This is a genomic window from Leuconostoc falkenbergense, assembly GCF_014634805.1.
In the GTDB taxonomy this organism is placed as follows: Bacteria; Bacillota; Bacilli; order Lactobacillales; family Lactobacillaceae; genus Leuconostoc; species Leuconostoc falkenbergense.
The window spans coordinates 1-7,089 of the sequence record NZ_BMBS01000059.1; the positions used below are offsets into that span (position 1 = coordinate 1).

8 protein-coding genes and 1 pseudogene are annotated in these 7,089 nt (G+C 40.0%); 1 reads left to right on the forward strand and 8 read right to left on the reverse strand.

The window, feature by feature from the left end; genetic code table 11:
- Positions 1–66 precede the first annotated feature (66 nt).
- The 7 genes and pseudogenes from IEU71_RS09515 to IEU71_RS09545 form a co-directional block, all read right to left on the reverse strand.
- A pseudogene (locus IEU71_RS09515) lies at positions 67–282 on the reverse strand (YitT family protein); the annotation flags it as partial.
- Positions 283–301: 19 nt separating this feature from the next.
- Positions 302–670 carry a DUF956 family protein gene (locus tag IEU71_RS09520; protein WP_004910236.1) on the reverse strand — a complete coding sequence of 123 codons (369 nt, stop codon included), beginning with the start codon at positions 668–670 and terminating at the stop codon, positions 302–304.
- A 71-nt stretch (positions 671–741) separates the two neighbouring features.
- Positions 742–1,656 carry a PTS system mannose/fructose/sorbose family transporter subunit IID gene (locus tag IEU71_RS09525; RefSeq protein ID WP_004910234.1) on the reverse strand — a complete coding sequence of 305 codons (915 nt, stop codon included), beginning with the start codon at positions 1,654–1,656 and terminating at the stop codon, positions 742–744.
- Between the two features lie 14 nt (positions 1,657–1,670).
- Positions 1,671–2,486: a PTS mannose/fructose/sorbose transporter subunit IIC gene (locus tag IEU71_RS09530; protein WP_004910233.1), complete on the reverse strand. Its 816-nt coding sequence runs from the start codon at positions 2,484–2,486 to the stop codon at positions 1,671–1,673.
- A gap of 34 nt (positions 2,487–2,520) precedes the next feature.
- Positions 2,521–3,468 (reverse strand): mannose/fructose/sorbose PTS transporter subunit IIA, encoded by a 948-nt coding sequence (locus IEU71_RS09535; protein ID WP_004910230.1) that lies wholly within the window; start codon positions 3,466–3,468, stop codon positions 2,521–2,523.
- Between the two features lie 202 nt (positions 3,469–3,670).
- Positions 3,671–4,627 carry a type I phosphomannose isomerase catalytic subunit gene (locus IEU71_RS09540; protein ID WP_004910226.1) on the reverse strand — a complete coding sequence of 319 codons (957 nt, stop codon included), beginning with the start codon at positions 4,625–4,627 and terminating at the stop codon, positions 3,671–3,673.
- Positions 4,628–4,662: 35 nt separating this feature from the next.
- A complete protein-coding gene (locus IEU71_RS09545; RefSeq protein WP_004910224.1) occupies positions 4,663–5,403 on the reverse strand; it encodes a nitroreductase family protein in 741 nt (246 codons plus the stop codon).
- Positions 5,404–5,506: 103 nt separating this feature from the next.
- Here IEU71_RS09545 and IEU71_RS09550 point away from each other — a divergent pair, with 103 nt between their 5' ends.
- Positions 5,507–5,989, forward strand: coding sequence for an FUSC family protein (locus IEU71_RS09550; protein ID WP_004910221.1), 483 nt, complete (start codon positions 5,507–5,509; stop codon positions 5,987–5,989).
- Here the strand turns inward: IEU71_RS09550 and IEU71_RS09555 are convergent.
- Positions 5,986–6,804, reverse strand: coding sequence for an HAD-IIB family hydrolase (locus IEU71_RS09555; RefSeq protein ID WP_004910218.1), 819 nt, complete (start codon positions 6,802–6,804; stop codon positions 5,986–5,988). The genes IEU71_RS09550 and IEU71_RS09555 overlap by 4 nt on opposite strands.
- Positions 6,805–7,089 lie beyond the last annotated feature (285 nt).

Below are 7,089 nucleotides of genomic sequence, written 5' to 3' on the forward strand. Positions count from 1 at the left end.
AACACTTGACTTCTGGTAGAAAAAGTCATCGTATAATTACCTCGATAATTATCATACCACACAACAAATTGCTGACAAAACAATCATGATGATATTAACTACTAATACCGTAATGGCGCGATCGACGCCGGTTAATTCATTGACCAAAATGGCAAATCCCGTGGCGCCACCGGCAGCAACCTTTGCAGGTGCATAGAAAAAATTAATGCTAACAGCCACAATTTCTAAGGCCAGAATAATCGTAAAATATCGTATAATTTTACTTTTTTGTAATTGCTTCATTTAGTGTCCTACTGACGTCTCAAACGTCCTTCCGTTTCTTAAAGCGTGCTAACACACTACGCCATAGCGTCGGTTGGCGCAACACTTTTTGATCCCCAAGGTGTTCTCTCATAACTTTGAGCACCTTACCAGATTCCTTTGCCGAAAAATCAAAATTACCACTGTCGGTGGTTACCCTGAAACGACGCCCAATATGATTCTTGCTGACTTGTGCATAAACAGCTTTAACATTAGTCCACGGAATTTGGATGTAATCAGCGACATTATTTTCATTAAAAAATTCGAAAGCTTGATCGCCAATTAAAAAGTGTCCGTACTTTGCACCCATACCTAGATAAGAAATACCCTGAGTTGTTAATTCTGCTGTCTTGTTTAAAGATTGTACCATAATCTACTCCATTAAACGTATGTACTGACAAAAGTGCTCGTCAATAAGGCGAGCACTTTTTGTCAAAATTTTTACATGATGTGGAAGGCATGCATTGCGATACCAAAGATAAAGATACCAATGATCATCACGATTGGTGATACCTTTTTCTTCAACAACCACATTGCTAAGAAAGTCAATAGCAATCCCATCAATCCAGGAATCAAACTATCTAAATTAGCTTGCAAAGTGTTAGGGACAACCTTTGTCAATGACAAACCTGATGCTTGTTCACCTAAAATCTTTTGCAACTGCTCACCAGAAACTGGTCCGTTAGGGAAGTTGATATAAGCACCCTTTGCTAACTTTTTAGCAGGCAATTCTAGGACAAACTTAATTGATACCCAACGCTCAACCAGTACAGCCAAGATGAACATACCAAGAATTGAAGCACCCTTAGTAATGTCTTTCAACAAACCACCAGACAAATCTTGTGTAATAGCACTTCCAGCTTTGTAACCGAATTCTTGCGTATACCACAAGAATGCCATACGAATAACGTTCCACAAAACGAAGAACAAGATAGGACCAAGAATATTACCACTCATGGCAAGTGAAGCGCCTAAGGCACCGAGAATTGGTCGTACAGTAAACCAGAAGACTGGATCACCTATTCCGGCCAAAGGTCCCATCATACCAACCTTAACACCTTGAATCGCAGTATCATCAATTGGTGCACCATTGGCACGTTCTTCTTCCAATGCCAACGTAACACCAATAATTGGTGAGGCAACATAGGGATGTGTGTTAAAGAATTCCAAGTGTCGCTTCAATGCGCTGGCACGGTCTTCTTTTGACTTATATAATTTTTTAATCGCTGGAATCATGGCGTAAGCCCAACCAACGTTTTGCATACGTTCATAGTTCCATGAACCTTGCAAGAACTGTGAGCGCCAAGCAACTGACAAACGATCTTTTTGCGTTAATTCGATTTTTTCTGCAGCCATCATGTTGCTCCTTTCTAGTACTCGTTCAAGATGTCACCGACTGGGTCGTTGCCACCGTTTGAACCGCCGCCGTTTGAACCGCCACCATTACCGCCCATCTTTGATAGGTTGATGTAAATCAAGGCAATCGCGAAACCAATGGCACCAAGAGCAATTAGAGTCAATTGGCTAACAGCGGCCAATGCGAAACCAATGGCGAAGAATGGCCAAACTTCACGCGTAGCCATCATGTTAATTACCAAAGCATAACCAACGGCAACAACCATACCACCACCAATGGCCATACCACCAGTTAACCACTCAGGCATTGAAGTCAAAGCACTCTTAACAGCTGCAGCAGGTACAGCAATCAAAATTGCGGCTGGAATAGCAATACGCAATCCTTGTAGTAGCAAGCCAAACAAGTGAAGCGTTTCAATCGTGCGGAACTTACCTTCTTTGGCAGCCGCATCGGCACCGTGAGTTAAACCAACGGCAATGGTACGAACGACCATTGTTAGGAACAAACCAGCAACAGCCAACGGAATAGCCGTTGCAACGGCAACTGATATCCCTGTTCCAGAGAAGTCGCCACCTTTGACCATAATAATTGAAGATGCAACAGAAGCCAAAGCAACATCAGGCGCCACAGCAGCACCGATGTTAGCCCAACCCAGCGCAATCATTTGCAAGGTTCCACCCAAGATGATACCGGCTGTTAAATGACCTGTAACCAAGCCAATCAAAGTCGCTGATACTAGTGGCTGATGAATCTGAAATTGATCCAAAATACCTTCCAAACCTGCAAAGAAGGCAATGATTACGACTAAAATTATCGCAATAGTAGACATATTTAGACACCTTTCTTAATTAAACATTTTAATGTTATTTAACATTTGCTTTCTTGATCAAATCAAACAAGTTCGCCTTACTGTCATTTGGGACCTTACGGACATCAAATTCGACACCTAAATCACGTAACTTTTCGAAAGCAGCAACGTCAGTTTTATCCATTGACAAAACCTTGTTAACCATTGTTTTTCCTTCTGAGTGTGCCATAGAACCGACGTTAAGTGACTTCAATGGTACACCGCCTTCAACAGCCCTTAAGACATCTTCCACTGTTTCAAACAAGAGGAATGCATCAACACCACCAAAACGATCATCTTTGGCAACTTCAATCATTTTGCTGACTGGTACAATATTTGCTTGAACACCATTAGGCGCAGCTTGTTGGATTAGGCTCTTACGTAGCTCATCTTTGGCAACTGCATCAGAGACAACAATAATACGGTTTGCCTTTGAATCAGGCGTCCAAGCAGTAGCAACTTGTCCATGCAATAAACGCGTATCCAAACGAGCCAACTTAATATTAATGTGACCCTCTTTAAGGCCAACTGTCGACTTTTCTTTGCTTGCAGCTGGTGCAGCTTCTTGGAACTCTGGCACAGACTTAACTCCCTCGCGAGCTACCGGCACCAAATACTTCGCCAGATCAGCAGCTTTTGTTTGACTCAAACGTCCACCATAAGCCTCAATTAGCATTGGCAAGTTCAAACCTGACACAATGGCCATGTTATCTGGGTTTTGCTTTTGAATCAAACTGGCACGATTAAAGGGTGAACCGCCCCATAAATCAACCAAGAATAGTACTTCGTCATCATTGTTGAACTTCGACAATGCTTCTTGGTAGTGCCGATCCAAATCATCGGGTCCTTCATTAGGTAAGAATGTCACAACTTCAACGTTTTCTTGTTCACCGAAAATCATTGATCCTGACATCAAAATGCCTTTTGCAAAGTCCCCATGGCTGGCAATAATTAAATTAACCATTTAGGAAATCTCCTTCTCAATAAATTGTTTACTTTAATGATTATAGCGAAATGAAACCATTTTGTAAACGCTTACACAATAACAATTTAGTTATTGTTTACAAGTCATATTATAATGTATCAGAACAAAAAAGTAAACGCTTTCATATTTGTTTACAAAAAAGTAGAATAACTTTCATAAAATCCTTTCAACATGTTTACATTTAAAATCGTTGATCTGGGTTATCGTCTGTTGTGACGAAGCTTTTAATGATTGTCATGTCACCGTCTAATGCGTAAGATATGGATTCATCATCAAAAAGAATAAAACTATCACCTTTTTTAACAGCAGTCTGGTTAACACGACCAGCACCATCTATTACTGTAAATAATTCATAATGATGTGCCAAATTAAACTGCGATAAACCTCGAACAGATAATTTCTCAACAGTAAACTTCACAGAGGTTACCAATCGCGTCACAATCGTTTGATCCACAATAGTGGTTGTTTGCTTTAAAACAGGATCATGATGTGGCACAGTAGTAACATCAAGTGCATCTGCAATTTGCAAATCACGCTTTTGTCCTGTCGTGGCATCAACACGGTCAAAGTCATAAAAGCGATACGTTGTATCGGAACTTTGCTGCGTTTCTAAAGCGACAATTCCTGCTCCCAGCGCATGAAAAGTGCCTGCGGGAACATAGAAGAAGTCCCCCTTTTTAACAGGAACAGTTCGAAGCATATGCTCCCAATCTTCTTTTTCAACCATCGCCTTTAGTTCACCACGACTTTGCGCATAATGTCCATAATAAATTTTAGCATTTGGTGTCGCATCTAAAATATACCAGCATTCAGTTTTTCCGTATTTTTCACGTGATTGTTTATCGTTTGGGTGAACTTGAATTGATAAATCTTGGTGTGCATCAAGAATTTTAATTAACAATGGAAAAGCTTCATTTGCCTCATGCCCACCAAAAAGATTAGGATTATCCTGCCATAGTTGCGTTAGTGTTTGTCCAGCAAACGGACCATCCTTGATGGTTGACTCACCATTTTTATGGGCAGCAATAGCCCATGCTTCACCAACATGATCGCCCTTAATAGGAAAATGAAAATTTTTTAAGGCTGTACCACCCCAAATTTTATCGTGTAATGCCGCTTCTAATATTACTAATGTCATTTTGTAACCGCTTTCATTTTATTTTAAATAAAAACTTATTTTAAATTAAAGCCTTTATTCTGAGTGTATTGTGTCAATTCAGATGTATCACGATTGGCTGTTAGCATTCTAACGTTGTTGCTAATCCACGAACGCGTCACACCACGTTGCGCATAATAATCCGTCATGATTTTATCATATCGCATCACTGCTGTAACCATTTGTTCTTGATGATAACCATCTTTCATCAAAACACCATCTAAATCAAGTTTTGGCTTAATACCGGGGTTTTGCGCCGGATAACCAATAGAGAACCCCATAACTGCTTTCACATACTTAGGTAGATTGAGTTCTGATTCATAAAGCTCAAATGCTTTCATGGCGCCAGCCATAGTGACACTACCTAACCCAAGGGATTCCGCTGCTACTTGTGCACGCCCTAACGCAATGCCAGCACTAATGATGCCGCCTTCAAGCACATTATAACGCTGTATATTATTCTCAGCTAACGATTTTTCTTCTGGTGTCAATCCGATGAGGTCCTTATTGTAATCCACTGCTACAACAAAGTAACGCGCAGCAGTTTCAATATATTTCATGCCCACTTGAGCAGTGATTTCTGCCTTTAGCTGCTGTGAAGTAATTTCAATAAAGGTGACCGGTTGATAATTATTCATGTTTGGTCCAGCAACTGCTGCATGAAAAATCTTCTGTACTTGCTCATCTGTGACAGGTTCGTCAGTGAAAGCACGTATCGACATATGTTGATTCAGTAAATCAAGGGTTGGGTTTGACATTTTGTCATTCCTTTCTAAAGCGTGTTTTTGATTGTCTAAACAACCTACCTAGATAGTATCACAAAGTTGTGATAAAATAACAAAATATTCATTGGAGAAATTTATGCAAATAGGAAAATTTCGTTTAGGTTTACGAACACTAAAAACAGCTTTCGCTGTCATGCTCATCATCACATCTTTTTACTTTTTTAATCGGCCGCCATTTGTAGCAGCTTTAGCGGCAGTTTTTGCTTTGCGAGAAAGTTGGGACAAAACCCTTAACTTTGCTAAAGTAAGACTTATCTCAAATACGTTAGGTGGCGGTTTCGCTCTTATTTATTTTATTGTACACGAAGAGACGAATCACGCACCTTGGACTTCGATGATTCTGTTACCATTACTGGTCATTATCGCGATTGTTTTGCTTGACGGCTTCGATTACAACAGTGGTGTAATTGGCGCCATGGCAGCTTTGTTGATGATTTCCTTAAATATTCCATCTGGCGCCACGATCGTCTATGTTTTTGAACGAATTGTGGATACTTTTATTGGTGTCGCTGTTGCTATTTTAATTAATCGCTTTGGATCACCAAAAAACATTAATTAAATCCCTAAATAATTTTCGATTGTTTTCAAAACGCCGTCGTTGACGTTCACGTCAGCGGCTTTTTTTGTCACAGCGTCTTGCATAAATGCCTCAGCGTTAGGCATCACAAAGCCATTCTCATATTTAGTCAACATCTCTAAATCATTGCCATTGTCGCCAAAGACCATCACTTCATCGTCCAGGACATCATAGTAGTCTTGCAGCACTTGCAGTCCTGTTGCCTTGTCAACGCCACGTCCTAAAACATCCACTGAACCAAAACCAGAACCAGTAGCATGTAACTCATTACCAAAAACTTCACGTAGCGCAGCCACATGTTGTTGTACTTCATCATTTGGCCATACAAAAGTGATTTCTAAAATGTGGTCATCCACCGACATTAATTTTTCAACTTGTTTAACGTTTGGATAGAATTGAAACACCATTTTAGCCACAGGGCCAGTGGCATGATTAGAAACATAGGTCGCATTATCGCCAGTCATAATAATAATATTTTCAGCAGATTCTGGATTTTTTGCATTCCAATCAATGACCTTGGCTAATTGTTCTGCTGATAAATGAACTGAATAAAGCTGTTGTTCACTTGTAGCAACAACCGCACCATTTGAGCCAACAAAGTCCAATGCGTATCCTTTGGCAATTGTGGGTGCGAATAATTGTTGCAAATTTTTGACTTGGCGGCCTGAAGCTGCTACGAACTTCATATCTCGTTTCGTCATTTCGGACAATACACGCTCAAATCGTGCTTGATTATACATATCATTAGCAGTTAAAAATGTACCATCCATATCAGAAGCAATTAATTTAATCGGCATTGTTCATCTCCTAGTCGTAAATATAACTTTATTATTATACCATCTCTTGGTATTACTGCAAAACGAGTGACTTTCCCCGACTTTTCCCCGACCAAACAATCACTTCCGATAGCAAGGTGTACATATAGCAGATTGTAGGAATAATTCAAAGACCGCATGTTACTTAAAGGCTGTTCGTGGTGATTGCCAATCGTTTCAAAAACAGTGTTAGGTAGATTGTAAAATTAAACCGAACACTTGAATAAAAAAGCCGCAGCGCCTTTAATGGTAATTGTCTAAAACAAC

Bases quoted from the DNA above. Each gene is read 5' to 3' on its own strand.
- IEU71_RS09520 (WP_004910236.1), bottom strand. From the start codon at position 670: ATGGTACAATCTTTAAACAAGACAGCAGAATTAACAACTCAGGGTATT.
- IEU71_RS09525 (WP_004910234.1), bottom strand. From the start codon at position 1,656: ATGGCTGCAGAAAAAATCGAATTAACGCAAAAAGATCGTTTGTCAGTT.
- IEU71_RS09530 (WP_004910233.1), bottom strand. From the start codon at position 2,486: ATGTCTACTATTGCGATAATTTTAGTCGTAATCATTGCCTTCTTTGCA.
- IEU71_RS09535 (WP_004910230.1), bottom strand. From the start codon at position 3,468: ATGGTTAATTTAATTATTGCCAGCCATGGGGACTTTGCAAAAGGCATT.
- IEU71_RS09540 (WP_004910226.1), bottom strand. From the start codon at position 4,627: ATGACATTAGTAATATTAGAAGCGGCATTACACGATAAAATTTGGGGT.
- IEU71_RS09545 (WP_004910224.1), bottom strand. From the start codon at position 5,403: ATGTCAAACCCAACCCTTGATTTACTGAATCAACATATGTCGATACGT.
- IEU71_RS09550 (WP_004910221.1), top strand. From the start codon at position 5,507: ATGCAAATAGGAAAATTTCGTTTAGGTTTACGAACACTAAAAACAGCT.
- IEU71_RS09555 (WP_004910218.1), bottom strand. From the start codon at position 6,804: ATGCCGATTAAATTAATTGCTTCTGATATGGATGGTACATTTTTAACT.